Origin of the sequence: Methanolinea mesophila, from assembly GCF_017873855.1 — an archaeon.
Lineage (GTDB): Archaea > Halobacteriota > Methanomicrobia > Methanomicrobiales > Methanospirillaceae > Methanolinea_B > Methanolinea_B mesophila.
This window is the reverse complement of sequence record NZ_JAGGKR010000001.1, coordinates 1,776,044-1,792,757: the sequence shown is the minus strand read 5'-3', so window position 1 is coordinate 1,792,757 and position 16,714 is coordinate 1,776,044. Positions and strand designations below refer to the sequence as shown.

15 protein-coding genes are annotated in these 16,714 nt (G+C 61.3%); 11 read left to right on the top strand and 4 right to left on the bottom strand.

The annotated features are described in order from the left end of the window. Nucleotides 1-91: 91 nt before the first annotated feature. Entirely contained in the window at nucleotides 92-586 is a 495-nt protein-coding gene (locus tag J2741_RS08385) for a hypothetical protein (RefSeq protein WP_209674790.1), read from the top strand. 487 nt (nucleotides 587-1,073) lie between these two features. Here J2741_RS08385 and J2741_RS08380 read toward each other — a convergent pair whose 3' ends face one another. Further along, nucleotides 1,074-1,379 carry a DUF504 domain-containing protein gene (locus tag J2741_RS08380; RefSeq protein ID WP_209674788.1) on the bottom strand — a complete coding sequence of 102 codons (306 nt, stop codon included), beginning with the start codon at nucleotides 1,377-1,379 and terminating at the stop codon, nucleotides 1,074-1,076. 72 nt (nucleotides 1,380-1,451) lie between these two features. Between J2741_RS08380 and J2741_RS08375 the strand changes: the two genes are divergently transcribed. The 9 genes from J2741_RS08375 (at nucleotide 1,452) to J2741_RS08335 (ending at nucleotide 11,074) form a co-directional block, all read left to right on the top strand. Beyond that, nucleotides 1,452-2,903, top strand: a complete 1,452-nt coding sequence (locus J2741_RS08375) for an amino acid permease (RefSeq protein ID WP_209674786.1) — start codon at nucleotides 1,452-1,454, stop codon at nucleotides 2,901-2,903. A gap of 180 nt (nucleotides 2,904-3,083) precedes the next feature. Further along, the gene (mmp10, locus tag J2741_RS08370) at nucleotides 3,084-4,310 is read left to right on the top strand and encodes a methyl coenzyme M reductase-arginine methyltransferase Mmp10 (RefSeq protein WP_209674785.1); all 1,227 of its coding nucleotides are present in this window, start codon (nucleotides 3,084-3,086) and stop codon (nucleotides 4,308-4,310) included. Nucleotides 4,311-4,754: 444 nt separating this feature from the next. Further along, complete coding sequence (locus J2741_RS08365) at nucleotides 4,755-5,213, top strand: 30S ribosomal protein S15 (protein ID WP_209674783.1); 459 nt, start codon at nucleotides 4,755-4,757, stop codon at nucleotides 5,211-5,213. A gap of 4 nt (nucleotides 5,214-5,217) precedes the next feature. Beyond that, nucleotides 5,218-6,435, top strand: coding sequence for a DHHA1 domain-containing protein (locus J2741_RS08360; RefSeq protein ID WP_209674781.1), 1,218 nt, complete (start codon nucleotides 5,218-5,220; stop codon nucleotides 6,433-6,435). After that, the gene (locus J2741_RS08355) at nucleotides 6,432-6,656 is read left to right on the top strand and encodes a KEOPS complex subunit Pcc1 (protein WP_209674779.1); all 225 of its coding nucleotides are present in this window, start codon (nucleotides 6,432-6,434) and stop codon (nucleotides 6,654-6,656) included. The genes J2741_RS08360 and J2741_RS08355 overlap by 4 nt, the downstream gene beginning before the upstream one ends. Then, nucleotides 6,635-8,170 carry a serine--tRNA ligase gene (locus J2741_RS08350; protein ID WP_209674777.1) on the top strand — a complete coding sequence of 512 codons (1,536 nt, stop codon included), beginning with the start codon at nucleotides 6,635-6,637 and terminating at the stop codon, nucleotides 8,168-8,170. The genes J2741_RS08355 and J2741_RS08350 overlap by 22 nt, the downstream gene beginning before the upstream one ends. Nucleotides 8,171-8,182: 12 nt before the next feature. After that, a complete protein-coding gene (locus tag J2741_RS08345) occupies nucleotides 8,183-8,776 on the top strand; it encodes a 30S ribosomal protein S3ae (RefSeq protein WP_209674775.1) in 594 nt (197 codons plus the stop codon). 194 nt (nucleotides 8,777-8,970) lie between these two features. Beyond that, nucleotides 8,971-10,206, top strand: coding sequence for a 2,3-bisphosphoglycerate-independent phosphoglycerate mutase (locus tag J2741_RS08340; RefSeq protein WP_209674773.1), 1,236 nt, complete (start codon nucleotides 8,971-8,973; stop codon nucleotides 10,204-10,206). Nucleotides 10,207-10,219: 13 nt separating this feature from the next. Continuing rightward, nucleotides 10,220-11,074 carry a hypothetical protein gene (locus J2741_RS08335; RefSeq protein WP_245249462.1) on the top strand — a complete coding sequence of 285 codons (855 nt, stop codon included), beginning with the start codon at nucleotides 10,220-10,222 and terminating at the stop codon, nucleotides 11,072-11,074. Between the two features lie 6 nt (nucleotides 11,075-11,080). Here the strand turns inward: J2741_RS08335 and J2741_RS08330 are convergent, their stop codons facing one another. Genes J2741_RS08330 through J2741_RS08320 form a run of 3 tightly spaced genes read right to left on the bottom strand, consistent with a single transcriptional unit; the run spans nucleotide 11,081 to nucleotide 14,395 of the window. Further along, entirely contained in the window at nucleotides 11,081-13,126 is a 2,046-nt protein-coding gene (locus tag J2741_RS08330) for a DEAD/DEAH box helicase (RefSeq protein WP_209674771.1), read from the bottom strand. Beyond that, nucleotides 13,123-13,932 carry a DUF7839 domain-containing protein gene (locus J2741_RS08325; protein WP_209674769.1) on the bottom strand — a complete coding sequence of 270 codons (810 nt, stop codon included), beginning with the start codon at nucleotides 13,930-13,932 and terminating at the stop codon, nucleotides 13,123-13,125. Before J2741_RS08325 ends, J2741_RS08330 begins: the two co-directional genes overlap by 4 nt. After that, the gene (locus tag J2741_RS08320; RefSeq protein WP_342452247.1) at nucleotides 13,916-14,395 is read right to left on the bottom strand and encodes an ArsR family transcriptional regulator; all 480 of its coding nucleotides are present in this window, start codon (nucleotides 14,393-14,395) and stop codon (nucleotides 13,916-13,918) included. The genes J2741_RS08325 and J2741_RS08320 overlap by 17 nt, the downstream gene beginning before the upstream one ends. A gap of 90 nt (nucleotides 14,396-14,485) precedes the next feature. Between J2741_RS08320 and hypF the strand changes: the two genes are divergently transcribed. After that, nucleotides 14,486-16,714 carry a carbamoyltransferase HypF gene (hypF, locus tag J2741_RS08315; protein WP_209674764.1) on the top strand — a complete coding sequence of 743 codons (2,229 nt, stop codon included), beginning with the start codon at nucleotides 14,486-14,488 and terminating at the stop codon, nucleotides 16,712-16,714.

The window sequence follows — 16,714 nt, the reverse complement described above, 5'->3', positions numbered from 1 at the left end:
GACTATTCTTCTATGATTCATGACCCCTTCGATCACACTCCCGGGAGAGAAAGAATATAGTCCGGGCGGACGAGTGGATCTGGTGAAAAACATGAAATATCCTGCAGCAATTCTGGTGGCCGGGATACTGGCGATCATGCTTCTTTTTGCCGGGTGCACCACGGCGCCCGCCGGAAATGCCACGACCACTCCGACCCCCCCGGCCGGTACCGATCCTATCGTAGGGGCCTGGATCGACGCCCCCGATCCCAGCAGCTCCGTCAGGGAACTCTGGGTGTTCAAGGACTACGGACGGTTCGACGCCGGCGTCTTCTCGGCGGACCCTTCGGTGAATCTTTCCTACGAGATATGGCTCACCGGGTCGTGGGAGAAGGAGGGCTCCGTATATTATAACCTCACCGGGGACGGCATAGTGCTCGACCACGAAACGATGACCTACCAGGTGATCCCGGTGAACACCATCCTGGTGTACGATCCCGTGCAGGACGTGATGCACCCCCAGGGAGTCCCGAACCTGACGCTGGACCGGGTTTCGTACGAACCGCAGATCCCCCCGGGCATCAACCTGACCTTCCCGGCCGATTGAAATACTCCCATACCCTCACTTTTTCTTTCAAAACGAGTCTTGAAGGATAGTGTTTCACTTTTGTTGCGGTGGATCCTCTCCGGCCATGTCATCCCGGCAGTTCTGTTCCGTTTCCAAAGTAGGACTTCCCGGATGGCAATTCAATCTTATTGATTTGGATCCTCTCCGGCCATTTCCCCCGGCAGTTCTGTTCCGTTTCCAAAGTAGGACTTCCCGGATGGCAATTCACTCTTATTGATCTGGATCCTCTCCGGCCATGTCACCCCCGGCAGTTCTGTTCCGCTTCCAAAGGAGGACTTCCCGGATGGTAATTCACTCTTATTGATCTGGATCCTCTCCGGCCATTTCCCCCGGCAATTCTGTTCCGCTTCCAAAGTAGGACTTCCCGGATGGCAATTCACTCTTATTGATCTGGATCCTCTCCGGCCTTGTCTCCGGCAGTTCTGTTCCGCTTCCAAAATAGGGCTTGTCTGATAGTAATTCACTCTTATTGATCCGGATCCTGGCCTGCCTGATCCCCCGGAAGTCCTTGTCCTTCGATCTTTGGTCGCCCCCTCTCCCATATTACCGCCCCGTGGTACCGGATCTTCACCACGCGGTGATAGGGAATCGTAGTCGTGCCGTAGGGAGAGAAGAGTTCGAGCCCGTAGGGACCCAGTTCCTCGATCCGATCGCCACCGATGCAGGTCACGTTTCCCGGAGCGCCTCTGTCGATATAGCAGACCTCCAGGTCGGAGAACCGATACCGGGCGTCATACCGGTACTTAAGGAGGATCTCCCGGCTCTTTCTCATTGCGGATCACTCTTCGCAGGAAAGTCCATGAAATTTCCTGCTTCTTTAATATTCCCCGGTAGAGGATCAGATATGGATGATGCCCCCTCGCTCCGGCAGCGGCTCCTCCGGACCCGATCGGTGGAAGAGATCATGTCCTGCTGTGCCGGGGAGCACGCCTTAAAGAAGGTCATCGGGCCCATCGAGTTGATCTTCTTCGGGATAGGGGCGATCATCGGGACCGGGATCTTTGTGATCACCGGTGTTGCCGCGGCAGACTTCGCCGGACCGGGCCTGGTCTTTTCCTTCATGATTGCCGGCACGGCCTGTCTTTTCGCGGCCTTGTGCTACGCGGAATTCGCAACCATGGTCCCGCTGGCGGGAAGCGCGTACACTTACAGTTATGCATCCCTCGGAGAGATCTGGGCCTGGATAATCGGGTGGGACCTGATACTGGAATACTCGGTCTCCATCGCCGTTGTGGCCGTGGGATGGTCGGGCTACATGAACAGCTTCCTCACCGAGATCGGGGTTGTCCTCCCCCCCGCACTTGTAAATCCCCCAGGGATTGAGGGTGGCGTGATCAACCTCCCGGCCATCCTGATCATCGCCCTGATCACGCTCCTCCTTATCTCCGGGGTGAAAGGCAGCGCACGGGTGAACACCGCGATCGTTGTGGCGAAGATCAGCGTGGTCCTCTTCTTCATCGCCCTGGGCGTCTTCTACATCGACCCGGCCAACTGGAACCCGTTCCTCCCCTTCGGCTGGAGCGGGGTGCTCGCGGGTGCGGCAATCGTTTTTTTCGCCTACATAGGGTTTGATGCGGTATCGACCGCTGCCGAGGAGGTAAGAAATCCGGGGCGGGACCTCCCCATCGGGATTATAGTGTCCCTGATCATCTGCACGATACTCTACATCGTCGTCGCCGCGATACTGACCGGGATCGTGCCCTATTCCCTGCTTGCCGGCACTTCCGCCCCGGTGGCATTCGCCCTGGAATACGTCGGCGTACCCTGGGGAGCGGAAATTATCTCCGTGGGAGCGGTTCTCGGGATCACCTCGGTGATGCTGGTGCTCCTTTACGGACAGTCCCGGATTTTCTTCGCAATGGCCCGGGACGGCCTGTTGCCCCGGAGTTTTGCGAAGGTCCACCCCACGCTCCGCACACCGGTAAGGGCAAGCCTCCTGGTAGGTGCGGTCACCGCCCTCCTTGCGTCCCTCCTCCCCCTGGAGAGCATGGCCGAGCTGGTGAATATCGGGACGCTCGCCGCGTTCGTGATCGTGTCCGTGGGGATCATCGTGCTCCGGAGGACACGCCCTGAACTTCCCCGCCCGTTCCGCTGTCCCCTTGTCCCCCTGGTCCCGGCCCTGGCCATCGGCTTCTGCCTGGCCCTCATCCTCGCGCTCCCCACCGTCACCCACCTCCGTTTCGTGGTATGGCTCGCGATAGGTCTGGTGATCTACGCGCTCTATGGGTATCGACATGCGCATTACCGGAATCCCGGTTCCGCCGGTGACGACCGCGCTGTGCAGGAAAATGAATAACGTCCCGAGGGAGGTCTGCGTACCCTGGGAACCGGGGCGCCTGATCCTTCGCCCAGGGAGAATCCCGCACAGGGTCATCCTGTCCGTGTCCGGCCCGGCATGCGGCCCTTCCGGTAATCCCGCGGTTCTCCCGGTGCAGGATCCATGCATTAATAGAAATGCAGTGCCGATATACTGGTAATGGCCCACCTTACCGTGGACATCGGGGGAAGACCCGGGCTCGACTGCCGTGGCTTCTGCGAATACTGTTATTTCCGCAACGTCAAAGAGACCGAAGCGCTCGGCTGCAGGTACTGTCCTCCCTACCAGAAAGGGTGCGATTACTGTTCCAGGAGCGTGAAAGAGTACTATACGGGATTCCGTGACCTCCGCGACGTCGCGGACGACGTGCTCTCCCGGCTCCAGCTCGTCACCGACGATATCTCCCGGGTGACCATCAGCGGCGGGGGAGACCCGAGCTGCTATCCCCGGTTCACCGACCTGGTAGAGCTCCTCTCCAGCCTTGAGGCTCCGCTCCACATCGGGTATACCAGCGGGAAGGGGTTCGATGACCCGGCCATCGCGGACCTGCTCATCGATTGCGGCCTGTCCGAGGTCTCTTTCACCGTATTCTCGGTGAGGCCGGAGCTCAGGAAAAAGTACATGCACGACCCCACCCCTGAAGCGTCGCTCGCGGTCCTGGAACGTCTCTGCGGGGAGATCGAGGTCTACGCCGCCACGGTGGTCCTCCCGGGGGTAAACGACGGCCCCGTCCTGGAAGAGACCTGCGAGTGGCTGGAAGAACGGGGGGCGAAAGGACTCATCGCGATGCGGTTTGCCAACCGCCGGGACCAGGGGCTGATACTCCGGAACGCCCCGGTGATCGAGGGGCAGCGTGTCCACACCATTGACGAGTTCCGCGATATCGTGACCGGGCTCTCGTCCCGGCACGGGATGAAAATCAGCGGAACCCCCCTGTGGGATCCCGAGATCGGGTCCCCGTTCGCGATCCGGAACGAACCCGACCTCCTCGCGAAACTCCCCAGGCTCGCAAAGAAGGCCACAGTGATCTCCGGGCTGGTCGCCGCCCCGTTCCTCAAAGCGATCCTCGATGCCTGCGGGGGTGGGGTTGACGTGGTGGCCGTGGAGCAGGATATCGCCTGCCTGATCACCATCGACGACCTCTCGGCCGTCGATCCCTCGTGCCTTCGCCGGTTGGTCGTTCTGCCCGGCAGGGCGTTCGTGTACGACCGGGAAGCTGAGACGGTCCTCACCCGGGACGGGAAGGAGCGGCAGGTGATTCGGGGGCCCGATTCGCTCACCGCCGATGCAGAGACCAGCATGGGCATGACCAGGAACCAGGTCCTGCACCTTGAGATGGAGGCGTTCGCGGACCTTGTCCGGACAATCAACCGGTACGGCGAGTGATGTCCCGTCCCGGGTTACTTGTCCGGCCGAATGTCACGAATGCGGAGATAACCAGGCTACCAAAGGGAACCGAAGGAAGGGAAGACCTGTGAGCCCGGATCGTTCCTGGTTATCCGGCCGGGAACGCAACGGGTGCAGGGTGAGCCATCCTACAGGATAACCCGGTGACCGCGTCCGGCACACGACCCGATTTTTTCGTCCCACCGGGCCCGGGTGCTCCCCATAGTGCCGACAAAAAAAACGGCAAGAGGGTGACCGGGAGGATACTCTCAAATACCAGTGGGACCGATTTATAAAGAAGCACTTTTCCTACGCGAAGGTGCTGGCATATGTAAGTCCGACGTGCCATCCGGCACGGCCTCGCCTGCGAGGCTCTGGGATTACAGAGAGTCAGCCGAATGCGGCTCTTTTCGGATTTATATGCCTAATACTTGGAGGTAGATCATGGCACGAATGCATGCACGCCGGAGAGGCCATTCCGGCTCGGTGCGCCCCTATCGTAAAGAGGCGCCCGCCTGGGCCAATACCGACGTCGAGGCGATCGAGAAGATCGTGGTGGACCTGAGAAAAGAAGGGCTCACCTCCGCACGGATCGGGCTGATCCTCAGGGACCGTTACGGCGTCCCCGATGTGAAACTCGTCACCGGAAAGCGGATCGATGAGATCCTGAACACGAAGGGAATGCGCTCCGAGATCCCCGAAGACTTAAGGAACCTTATCGTCAAGGCCCTCGGACTGCGGAAACACCTTTCGGAGAACAAGAACGACCTGCACAACAAGCGGCAGCTGCAGCTGACCGAATCGAAGGTCAGGCGCCTGGTGCGGTACTACACCGGAAGCGGCAGGCTGCCCAGCGACTGGAGCTACAAACCCGAAACCGCCGAGATCCTTCTCTCCAGATGATCTGATGTCCCTCGAAGAATCCGCCGACCAGCTCGCAGACCACCTGAAGCGCCAGGAGTTTGTGGAAGTCTACGCCCACCACGATGCGGACGGCATCGCCTCCGCGTCCATACTGTGTATGGCCATGGCGAGGAGCGGGGTCCACTTCCGGCTCCGGGTCAGGGACCGGATCAGCCCGGCCCACGTCTCACCGGAGGTCCCCACCCTGCTCTGCGACTTCGGGTCCGGGCTGGAAGACCTGCCCCCCGAAGTGATGGTCGTGGACCACCACCTCCCCCACTTCCGGGGCGGACTGCACGTGAACCCCCGGCTCTTCGGCATCGACGGGGACCGGGAGCTCTCCGCCTCGGGGGCGGCCTACCTCGTGGCCCAGGCCATGGGCGATAACCGCGACCTCTCCGGCCTGGTCATGCTGGGTATCCTCGGCGACGGGCAGGAACTTGCGGGAACGAACCTGGAGATCTTCAACGAAGGCGCCGCAGAGGGAGTGATCACCACCGGCAGGGGCCTCCGCCTCGCAGGCAGGGACGAGCACGAGAGACTCTCGCTCGCAATAAACCCCTACCTTCACCAGATAAGCGGGGACGAGGTCGCAGTGGCGGACCTGATCGAATCATCGATGGAAGATGACGGCCTGGCCCTCGACACTTTGCTCTCGCTGGTGATACTCCGTATCAGCCCCTATGCCACGGAGAAGGCGATGACCTCGATCTACGGGGACTGCCTGGTCCTGGAGCGGGAGGTGATCCCGGACGCCCACAGCCTTACCGCGGTGGTGGACGCCTGCGGCAAGGAAGGACAGGGCGGGCTCGCCGCATCGCTCTGCATGAGGAGCACGGACGGGATCGCGTCGGCCTGGACGGTTGCCCTCGGGCACCGTGCCGCAGTCATCCGCACGCTCAGGGAGCTCGGGTGCGCCGCCGACGGGGACGGGTTCTTCATGACCGGAGAACCCCGCCTCGCGAGCGACGTCGCCGACGCCCTTGCCTGGGACTGCCCGCGGAAGGGCCCGGTCTTCGTGGTCGCCCGGGCGGACGAACTCTGCCATATCTCTGCCAGGTGCCCCGGGTGCGCCGGTAAGAACCTCGGCGAAGAGGTGCGGAACGCGGCCATCCAGTGCGAAGGGTTCGGCGGAGGGCACCACCTGCGGGCGGGAGCGACCATCTCCTGCGCGAGGCTGGACCAGTTCCGGAGCCACATGGCGAAGGTGATGGGTGCATGACGCGGATCGAAGGAGTCATCCGGACGGTCCACGACCGTGCGGCCTGCGTGGGCGGAGCGATCCGCCCGGACAACCTCGCATCCATGGTCACGAGCTCCGACGGCGACAGGGTCGTCACGGCGGTTGAAGGGCACCGGCTCCGGTCGGTGATTGCATCGGTGGATGATTATCTGATGAATCTCGGTATAGCGGAGGAGATATGTACACTCGCTTCGGATTGAAGGCCGGACTCCAGTTCAGCGCAGAGATACCGGACGAGGCCCGCCCGGCGGTCGAAAACCTGGTCCGGGAGGCCAACACCGTCCTGTTCAGGAAGGGGGTACCGAAGGACGCGGATGAGCGCGAGGTCGGCAGGATCGCCGGCTGGCAGGCAGAAGGCAACCGCCTCCTGCTTGACCTGGAGAGCGGCACGTATACCCGGGTCCACGACGCCCTCTTCCGTTTCAGGAAGCAGATCGCCCCGACGCTCGGGAAATTCCGGCTGGGGCTGCGCGTGATCGAGGTCCTGGATTACACGGTGGAGATGAAGGGGGAGTTCCCGGAAGGATTGAGGATCCCGGCGCTTCCCTTCATCAAGGAGAGTTCCCTCGCCGGGGATACCCTCCGGATGAGGCTCGACCTCACCGCCGCGGACCTGGAGAACAAGGTGCCGGACCGGATCGTCCGGCTGGTGGAGGAGAAGATCCAGGCTGCAGGGTACGGCGGCAAGGCCGAACACTGGGACCTGGTCTTCGAAAGCGGAAAGAAACCCCGGACGTTCGAGGGCGACCCCACGGAGGAGATGATCCGCAGGGGCTGGGTCAGGCACGCCCTGTCACGCGGCCAGTGGATCCACGGGCCGCAGTCGACCCAGCTGTTCCGGGCCTTCGAGAAGATCGTGATGAAGGAGATCATCGAACCCCTGGGATTCACCGAGATGATCTTCCCGAAACTGGTCCCCTGGGAGGTCTGGAAGAAGTCCGGGCACGCCAAGGGGGTCTATCCCGAGATCTACTACGTCTGCACCCCAAAGACCCGGGATCCGGCGTATTGGGAAGACATCGGAGACTACTTCAAAGTCACCGGCGAGGTCTGGGTCGACGAGATCAGGAAGCGGATCGACGGGCCCATCGGAGGACTCTGTTACGCCCAGTGCCCCTCGTTCTGGCCCTTCATCCAGGGCGAGACCCTGGCGAACGACTGCCTCCCGGCCCGGATATTCGACCGGAGCGGCACTTCGCACCGCTATGAGAGCGGCGGGATCCACGGGATCGAGCGGGTGGACGAGTTCCACCGGATCGAGATCCTGTGGCTCGGGACCCCGGAACAGACGGTGGAGATCGCGGACCGGCTGCACGAAGCCTACGTCCGTGTCTTCGAGGATATCCTGGAACTGGAATGGCGGTGTGCCCGGGTGACTCCCTGGTTCATGGCCCAGGAAGGGATGATCGAGACGGAGGACTCCTGCGGCTGCGGGTGCGGGAGCCGTATCGGAACCACCGATTACGAAGCATATCTCCCCTACAGCGAGAGCTGGCTCGAGTTCCAGAACGTAAGCATCAACGGGGACAAGTACCCCTCGGGGTTCAACGTCAAGATCCAGAGCGGGGCCGAATGCTGGTCCGGGTGCTCCGGGATCGGGCTCGAACGCTGGACTGCCGCATTCCTGGCCCAGAAAGGACTGGACTGTGAGAACTGGCCCGAATGCGTGGCGGAAATAATCGGAGAACCGAAGGAACTCTTCAGGTTCCTTTAATTTGGTGAAATCATGGCAAGAAAGAAACAGGTAGGACGAAGAGTCGAAGGCTGGAAAGCCAAGAGCTGGTACAAGGTGTACGCACCCGAGAACCTTGGCAAGGCCTATCTTGGCGATACTATCGCCAACGACGCAGAGAGCGTGGTCGGCAGGGTTATGCAGACCACACTCGGTGAACTGACGAACGACTATGCGAAACAGAACGTGAAGATGAAGTTCCGGGTGGCCAGTGTGGCCGGGGACTCCGCGAACGCAGAATTCATGGGGCACGAGATGACCAAGGACTATCTTCGCTCGATGGTAAAGCGGCGCACCTCCCGGATCGACTGCCACATCCCCATCCAGACCAAGGACGGGAAGAAGGTAGCCCTCACCGTGACCTGCTTCACCCTCAACCGGGCGAACTTAAGCCAGGTCCATGCCATCCGGGGGACTATCACCGCAAAGGTGACCGCTATTGCAACCCAGATCGACCTGGAGTCCCTGCTCAACGGGATCGTCAACGGGGAGATCTCCAAGGAACTCTTCAAGGACGTCAAGACCATCTTCCCGGTCCGCAGGGTTGAGATCATCAAGTCCAAGGTCGAAGCGACCCGGGCTGCATAACCACTTTTTTTCCTTAACCTCACCAGATCACGAACGGCTCAAATGCCGGCAAGTGGATTGTCTCATATTCCCGCGATCCTTGCACATACAGGTCACCTTTTCAGCGAGTGCGAACCCCCAGGAGAGTAAACGATACCATCTCCCGCAGGGGAAAAAGTGAAGTTAAATTAATCCCGGGTCCTATCTCTCTCCAAATGACCGCACACAAAATCCTGCTGCTGGTACTGGACGGCGTATCGGACAGGCCGTGCCCCGAGCTCGCGGGGCACACCCCGCTCCAGGCCGCACTCACCCCCGTCCTGGACCAGATCGCCCGGGAAGGGATCACCGGGATCATGGATACCATAGCCCCCGGCATCCGTCCCGGTTCCGACACCGCCCACCTCGCACTCCTCGGGTATCCTCCCCGGAAGTACTATACCGGCAGGGGACCCCTCGAGGCACTGGGAAACGGGATCCGGATGGAACCGGGGATGATCGGGTTCCGGTGCAACTATGCCACCCTGGACCGCGAGGGAAAGGTCATCGACCGCAGAGCGGGGAGGATCCATAACACGGAACCGTTGAGTGCGGCGATCCAGGAGCGGGTCGACCTCTCTTCTTTGGGAGTCGGATTTGTATTCCGCTCCGGGGCAGGGCACCGTGCCGCCCTCGCTCTGAAAGGAGAGGGTCTCGGGCACTGCGTCTCGTCGAACGACCCGAAGAAAGAGGGTGTTCCTCCGCTGGAGTTCGAGGAGAAGAAAGATACTCCCGGCGACAGGAAGACCGCGGAGGTCCTGAACGAGTTCGTCCGCCAGTCCACCGCTATTTTGGATTCCCATCCGCTGAACACGGAGCGAATGGAGAAGGGGCTCGCACCGGCAAACGTGATCCTCATTCGCGGGGCAGGGGAGATGGGTCATTTCGAACCGTTCGAGCAAAGATACGGACTTTCCGGGAGCGTTATCGCCGCGGCAACCCTGATTTCCGGGATCGGGATCTCCGTCGGGCTGCACCACGTTCCTGTCAGCGGGGCTACCGGATCGGTGGATACCAACCTCACCGGAAAGGTAGAGGCAACACTCCGGGAGCTCGAAAAACGGGATTTCGTGCTGTTGAACATCAAGGGCGCAGACGAGGCCGGCCACGATGGAAAAGCCGTGGAGAAACGTGATTTCATCGAGAAGGTTGACCTTGCCCTCGCGCCCTTCCTGGAACTGGAGGACTGCATTATCGCAGTCTGCGCAGACCACAGCACCCCGTGCAGCGTGAAAGATCATAGCGCGGACCCTGTCCCGCTGGTAATCCGCGGCGAAGGAGTGCGGGTGGACAACGTCGGTTCCTTCGACGAGCTCGCCTGTGCCCGTGGCGGCCTGCACCGCCTGTCCGGGAATTCCCTGATGCCGGTACTGCTCGACCTGATCAACAAGTCCCATAAGTACGGGGCCTGACCGGAGGGAGAAGATGACCGATAACCCAGGATCAAGCGCATCGGCGCTCATGGAACTGGATGACCTCGTCTTTATCGAACCCTCGTTCGCGGACCTCACTTCGCCTGATTATACCCAGGCGCTGATAGACCTCCCCGCGGACCAGGGGAGACTCCTGGTGGACGAGGAGAGCGATCCCCTCGCCCTGGCGGTAGAAGTCCGGGACGGCTGGGTCGCAGGGTCCTTTCATCTGCGGCGGCCTACCGCGGCACTCATCGAGCGGTTCGAGGAACTCGGCGGCGACGTGTTCCAGGACTCCCGGCCCGCCTGGGCGGCCGCCGTCCGCGAGTATTACAGCACCCTGATCGCCAGGGAGGTCACCCCCGCCCTCGAGGACCTCAACCCCTCGCGGGCCGGACAGGTGAGCTCCCTGCTTTCGGAATTCTGGGGACCGGCTGCCGGAGAGACCTGTCTCGACTGCTGCTGCGGGTCCGGAGTGGGGTCGCAGGCCCTCCGGCAGATGGGGTTCAGGACCCTTTCCTTCGATAACGATATTGCGCTGCTCTCCCTGGGCCTCCACACCGGGAGGCTCGTTCCGGGCGAGACCATGCATATCGACGCCACGCGGGCGGAAGACTACATGGACCCCGCAGATCGGGGCCTGGGGCTGATGTTCGGGGAGATCAACGCTTATAACCAGGACATATGGGAAGCTATCACGGTTTCGCTGGTCACGCTCGCATCACGTGTCCTCATCACGGTGGGGACGGGACGGGAAGCGGAACGGGTCAGGGACTGGGCACAGAGACTCGGCAGGGACGTGGACCTGCACGAAAACTCCCGGGACCCGATCTACGACCGCTGGGTCTGCCTGATCGAAAAGGAATAATCCCGGTCATTTCCTTCCCTTTCTCTCCCGTTCCCGCTTTTCCTGTTCGTACCCGCTGCATTCGAGTTCCGCCAGGATCTCGATCGGGTCGTCCATGGTCTTTACCAGCCGCAGGATCTCCAGCAGCCGCTCCACCCCGATGAAATGTTCGGCCATCACCCTGGCGAGCGGGAGGAGCACAAGGCGGTCTTTTTCCCTGCGGACCAGGCCTTCCCCGGAAAGGAGGTCTGCCACGGGTTCCATGCTCCCCACCATGCGGGAGTTGATCCATTCGAGGGCCGCGTAATCGCCCAGAGCCACCACCGCGTTGGCGGCAAACTCCTCGGAACTCTGCTCGGTATCAAATACCGGGGCCACCTCTTCCATCTCCCCTTTCAGCAGCCGGAGGGCCACCTCCTCCTCGGTTCCCGAGGCGTTCCGGGAGTAGGTGCCGCCCGGTTCTGCAAGGATCACCACCTTCCCCAGATCGTGGTAGTCGGGCCTCCCCGCCCTTCCCGCCATCTGGTGGAACTCCTGGACCGAGAGCCATGAGATCCCCATGGCCAGTGAATCGAAGATCACCTGCGAGGCGGGGAAGTCCACTCCTGCACCCAGGGCTGCGGTAGTCACCACCGCCTTGAGCTTCCCCCTGAGAAACTTGTCCTCGACATCCCTTCGCTCCTGTGCGGTCAGCCCGGCATGATAGGCCGCATACCTCGGCCCCAGTGCATCCGCGATCACGTGACACCGGGCCCGCGAATGGGTGAACACGATGGTCTGCCCATGGAACCCCTTGGAAGAGGTCATTGCATACTCCTCCTCGCAGAGTTTCTTTATGTTCGGGATCTTCTGCTTGTGCTCGATGAAATAGAGATAGCGCTCCAGGGCTACCGGCCGCTCGTCGTACCGGACAAGCGTAGCGGAGAGCTTCTTTGCAAGGACCTTCGGGAGACCGATGGTCGCCGAGAGATACAGGAACTGGGCCTTCGGAGCGAGGAACTTCAGGCGGGCGATCAGCCCGTCCAGACGGTGCCCCCGGTCCTGATCCTCCAGCATCTGGACCTCGTCGATGACTACCGTGCCGATGCCGGTGAGCTTCTTCCCCGTCCGGATCATGTGGTCGACCCCTTCGTAGGTCCCCACGAGGATCGGTGCCCTGGCGTTCCTGTCGCCCACCTGCTGGCTGTCCGGGAGGCGGACGCGGCTCTTCCCGATCATGAGTCCAGTACCGGCGACCTTCCCGTACCGCTCGTCGAACCGGTGGTACTTCTGCACTGCGAGCGCCACCAGGGGGACGAGGAAAAGCATCCTGCCCCGTCCTTCGAGGTAATTTTTCATGCCCGCCATTTCGCCGATGAAGGTCTTGCCGCTCGCGGTGGCGGAGACAATCAGGAGGTCCTTTCCGTAGAGCAGCCCGGCGTCGACCGCCATCTGCTGGGCGGGCATAAGATGTTCCACCCCGGCCGTGTCCACGAACTTCCTCGGGAGGGGGAGTTCGTCGAGGGATGCGGTCTTCTGGACCGCATGCGCTTCCAGCCGGTCGTAGAGCGTCTTTCCCGACCGCCGCTCATCGGGCTGGACGCTCGCGAGGACCTTGTCGATATCCCGGAAGCGGGCGAGGAGTTCGTCGACATGCCCCATCGCCGAGCGTCCGATCTTCCCCATATGAGCCAGTTCCCGGCGGAGTTCTCTCTTCGCACAATCGGGACAGATCTGCTCGGATTTTCCGAACTTCACCGAGGTTTTCCGGTCGAGCGGGGTCACCCGTTCCTCGAGCAGGCACATCCGGCAGAGATCCGCGTAGTGTACGGGGACCTGGAATGCATTCAGGAACTCCTCGAATTCACTGTCTTTCCTGGTGAGGAATACCTGCGACTTCCGGAGCGAGTCGATCAGTTCCTTCGGCGGGGTATGTTTGAACTGCCGCTTGTTCGCCCACCTGAGGCGGTAATGGGAAGGCCGCGTCCCTTTGGGCCCGGATGAGAGTTCGACGATCCCCACCCCCCTGACGGCACGGTCGTCGTAAAAAAGGATCTTGTACGTGCCCCTCTGGGGATGGACTATGATCTTCATGAGGCGACCAGGTCGTGGATCTGGTATCCCAGCTGCACGCTCTCCAGCCGCTTTAGGAAATCCGTGAACTCTTCATCCACGATCACGATCGTGCAGTCGATCCCGTGGAACGCCGCTTCGATGACCCCTTCACGCGCGCCGAAGAACATATCCGGTTTCTTTCCCGCGGTCATGACCGCAATATACGCTTCCAGACCCACCGCGGCGACCACTCCGCTTTTCGCGATGAGATCCCTGAGCCGCTCCTTTCGCACCTTCCGGGAGCCTCCACGCTGCACCCGGGGGACCTTGCAGACATAGACCGTCCCTTCGCTGTGCCTGATGATCCCGTTCAGTCTCGCGACCCCGACATCCTCGCCGGCCTTTACACCCTGGATCACGGTACCCATGGCGCTCTGGGGTTCTTTCCCGGCGTATAACCAGCCGTCCTTCATGTAGACCCCGACCTCCTCACCCTCGCGGAGGTCGACCGCGGCGATTGCGGTCCAGATGGATACCTGCTGGATGATGTCCTTCCTGATATGACGTGCATAGGTCTCGAGGGCCTCGGCGTTGTGGATTACCCACTCGATCCCCGAACGGGTTACGCTGTACCTCCCCCTCCCGTGCGCCGCGACCATTCCCTCGTCGACCATCTCCCGGATGTACTCCGAAACGGCCTGCGGGGTCACGCCCAGCTTGGCGGCGACCTCCTGCTGCCGGACCGCAGGCTGGTGCTCCGCAATCTCGACCAGTATCTGCAGCCTCGAGACCTCCCGCTTGCTCCGCAGGATGGTATAGAGCGGATCCTTACTGACCCCGGTCAATGACGATCAGCCCCTGCCCCTTCACGTCGAGGTGGGGGATCCGCTTGGCAAGTCCCTTGATGAAGACCGGGCTCACTCCGAATTTTCTGGCGATATCGTTGATGGAGCTGTTCCCTTTCTCCAGTTCTTCTGCCACCTTCTCTCCCAGGTCTCTCAGGTTTTCGTCGTTCGACATCGAGATGAAGAGGAGGTCAGAGAGATCGATGAAGTTGCACTGAAAATTTGCCCGGAATTTATTGTAGGTCGCCCGGTACTCCTTGACCGGCCTCTGGCCCTGTTCCGGCATCCGCCACTGCTCCTCGATCAGGTTCCCTTTCTTCAGTATCTGGAGACATTCCATGACACCCCCGTCCGCGATAGCCTCGCAGAGCTCCTCCTCGGTCATCCAAGACTTGTTCAACAGATCGTAGGCCTGTTTATACGTGTTAGAATGAAAAGTAACCAGCAAAGGTACAAGCTCCACTGGATCGTTGACTATCCTGATATGGCCGGTCAAAAGTAAAACCCTATTAATATATGGCGGGAGAAATCAATAAATTTTTGCAGGAATCTTATGCCCCGCAGTGGAAGAGTGATCATCAGGGGGATCGTCCAGGGCGTCGGTTTTCGCCCGTTCGTGTACGCAAAAGCGAGGGAACTGGGCATACGGGGGCACGTAAAGAATCTTGGATCGGAGGTCGAGGTGATAGCGGCGGGGGACCGGTTCGACAAGTTCGTCGATGCGCTCCGGAGAGGCCCCCCGCTCTCGAGGATCGACCAGGTGATCGTGGAGGATTTCTCCGGCGAGACCGGGAAGGATTTCGTGATCCTCCCCAGCGGAGATGGGACGCTCTCCGGCATGATTCCCCCGGATATCGCTACATGCGAGGAATGTCTCGCGGACATCGATTCGGCGGAAAGCCGGTACCACCAGTACTGGTGCACCTCCTGCGTGAACTGCGGCCCCCGCTACAGCATCATCCAGGTGCTCCCCTACGACCGGGAACGGACCTCCATGTCCGGCTTCCCCATGTGCCTGGACTGTTCACGGGAGTATGGTGACCACGCCTCCCGCAGGCACCATGCCCAGACGATCGCCTGCCAGGACTGCGGCCCGCGGCTAAGGCTGCTCTCCCCCGACGGGGAGACGCTGCCCGTCAGGGACCCCGTCCACGAGACGGCCATCCTGCTGGACGAGGGGGGGATTATCGCTATCAGGGGCGTGGGAGGGTTCCATATCGCCTGTACCGAGGAGGCCGCTCCGAAACTGAAGAGCCGGCTGGGGAGGTCGGAGCAGCCGTTCGCAGTGATGGTCCGCCCGGATTATATCGATCGTATCGCGAAGGTATCCACAGATGAACGGGCCCTCCTCCTGGGGAAGGAGCGGCCAATCGTGGTGCTCGAAAAGAAGGACCCCGCGGCCCATGCCGCAATAAGCAACCTTCACACCATCGGGTGCATGTTCCCCTACTCCGGGCTCCATCACCTCCTTTTCCGTCATCTCCGCCATCCGCTGTTGATCATGACCAGTGCGAACATGCCGGGATATCCGATGATCACGGGTATCGATCACGCAATGGCGCTCATGCGAAACGACGTGGACTATTTCCTCACCCACGACCGCGTCATCGTGAACCGCTGCGACGATTCGGTGGTCCGCGACGGCTTCATCATCCGGCTCTCCCGGGGGATCGCACCCAAGAGGACCGCAATAGACCTGGGCAAAAAATGCATCCTGGGCGTGGGACCCGAACTTAACTCCAATGTGAGTATCTACCGGGACGGGTTCGTGATCACCTCGCCACACGTGGGAAACGTGAGAAATCCGCAGACTTACGCGTATCTCCAGGAGACGATCGGGAAACTCACCACCCTCCTCGGTGCGGGCTACGACGTGATAGCCCACGACGCCCATCCCCAGTTCCTCTCCACCCGCTATGCGAGGGAACTTGCCGAATCTGCCGGGGCGGAGCTCGTACCTGTTCAGCACCACCGGGCGCATATCGCGGCGACCATCCCCGACCCCTGTGTGGGAATCGCTATCGACGGGGTGGGGTACGGAGACGACGGGACCATCTGGGGAGGCGAAGTTTTTGCAGGTGTTGCACCGGAATACGAGCGAACCGGGCACCTCGAGGTCGTCCCGATGCCGGGCGGCGACCTCGCCACCCGGTTCCCCGAACGTATGCTTTACGGCATCCTTCCCGAACCGGAGATCCTGGAACTCCTCGTCTCCCGGGGGTGGACCGATATTGAGGCAGGGGTGCTCGAGACCCAGCTGAAACGGGAGATCAACACCGCCAGGACCAGCAGCACCGGGAGGGTTCTCGACGCCGCGGCGGCGCTGCTCGGGATCTGCAGGGAGCGGACATACGACGGCGAACCGGCAATGAAGCTCGAGTCTTTTGCGATCGGGGGCAGGGCACGAGCGTGGGACCTGGACTATACCCGCGAGGGGTCCGCGGAGGTGCTCTCCACCCGGTCACTGTTTAAATCGGCACTCGGGGGATACCTGGGAAGCGACCGCGAGACGATCCAGGACCTGCGGGATATCGCCGCCTCGTTCCAGTTCAACCTCGCCCGGGGTATCGCGGGGCTCGCAGTGCGAGCCGCACAGGACCGGGATCTTAAAAAGGTAGCGCTGAGCGGCGGGGTCGCCTATAATAGAGCAATACGAGGGGCGATCAGGGAGGAGATCCTCGCCGCGGGCCTCGAACCGGTAATGAACCGCGAATATCCCCTGGGCGACGGGTGCATCTCCTACGGCCAGTGCGTATATGCCGGGAGAGCGAAAAAAGAGTAG

Excerpts from the sequence above, each read along its gene's own strand:
- J2741_RS08385 (WP_209674790.1), top strand. The coding sequence starts at position 92 with ATGAAATATCCTGCAGCAATTCTGGTGGCCGGGATACTGGCGATCATG.
- mmp10 (WP_209674785.1), top strand. The coding sequence starts at position 3,084 with ATGGCCCACCTTACCGTGGACATCGGGGGAAGACCCGGGCTCGACTGC.
- J2741_RS08350 (WP_209674777.1), top strand. The coding sequence starts at position 6,635 with ATGTACACTCGCTTCGGATTGAAGGCCGGACTCCAGTTCAGCGCAGAG.
- J2741_RS08340 (WP_209674773.1), top strand. The coding sequence starts at position 8,971 with ATGACCGCACACAAAATCCTGCTGCTGGTACTGGACGGCGTATCGGAC.
- J2741_RS08355 (WP_209674779.1), top strand. The coding sequence starts at position 6,432 with ATGACGCGGATCGAAGGAGTCATCCGGACGGTCCACGACCGTGCGGCC.
- J2741_RS08330 (WP_209674771.1), bottom strand. The coding sequence starts at position 13,126 with ATGAAGATCATAGTCCATCCCCAGAGGGGCACGTACAAGATCCTTTTT.
- J2741_RS08380 (WP_209674788.1), bottom strand. The coding sequence starts at position 1,379 with ATGAGAAAGAGCCGGGAGATCCTCCTTAAGTACCGGTATGACGCCCGG.
- J2741_RS08365 (WP_209674783.1), top strand. The coding sequence starts at position 4,755 with ATGGCACGAATGCATGCACGCCGGAGAGGCCATTCCGGCTCGGTGCGC.
- hypF (WP_209674764.1), top strand. The coding sequence starts at position 14,486 with ATGCCCCGCAGTGGAAGAGTGATCATCAGGGGGATCGTCCAGGGCGTC.
- J2741_RS08345 (WP_209674775.1), top strand. The coding sequence starts at position 8,183 with ATGGCAAGAAAGAAACAGGTAGGACGAAGAGTCGAAGGCTGGAAAGCC.
- J2741_RS08375 (WP_209674786.1), top strand. The coding sequence starts at position 1,452 with ATGGATGATGCCCCCTCGCTCCGGCAGCGGCTCCTCCGGACCCGATCG.
- J2741_RS08335 (WP_245249462.1), top strand. The coding sequence starts at position 10,220 with ATGACCGATAACCCAGGATCAAGCGCATCGGCGCTCATGGAACTGGAT.
- J2741_RS08360 (WP_209674781.1), top strand. The coding sequence starts at position 5,218 with ATGTCCCTCGAAGAATCCGCCGACCAGCTCGCAGACCACCTGAAGCGC.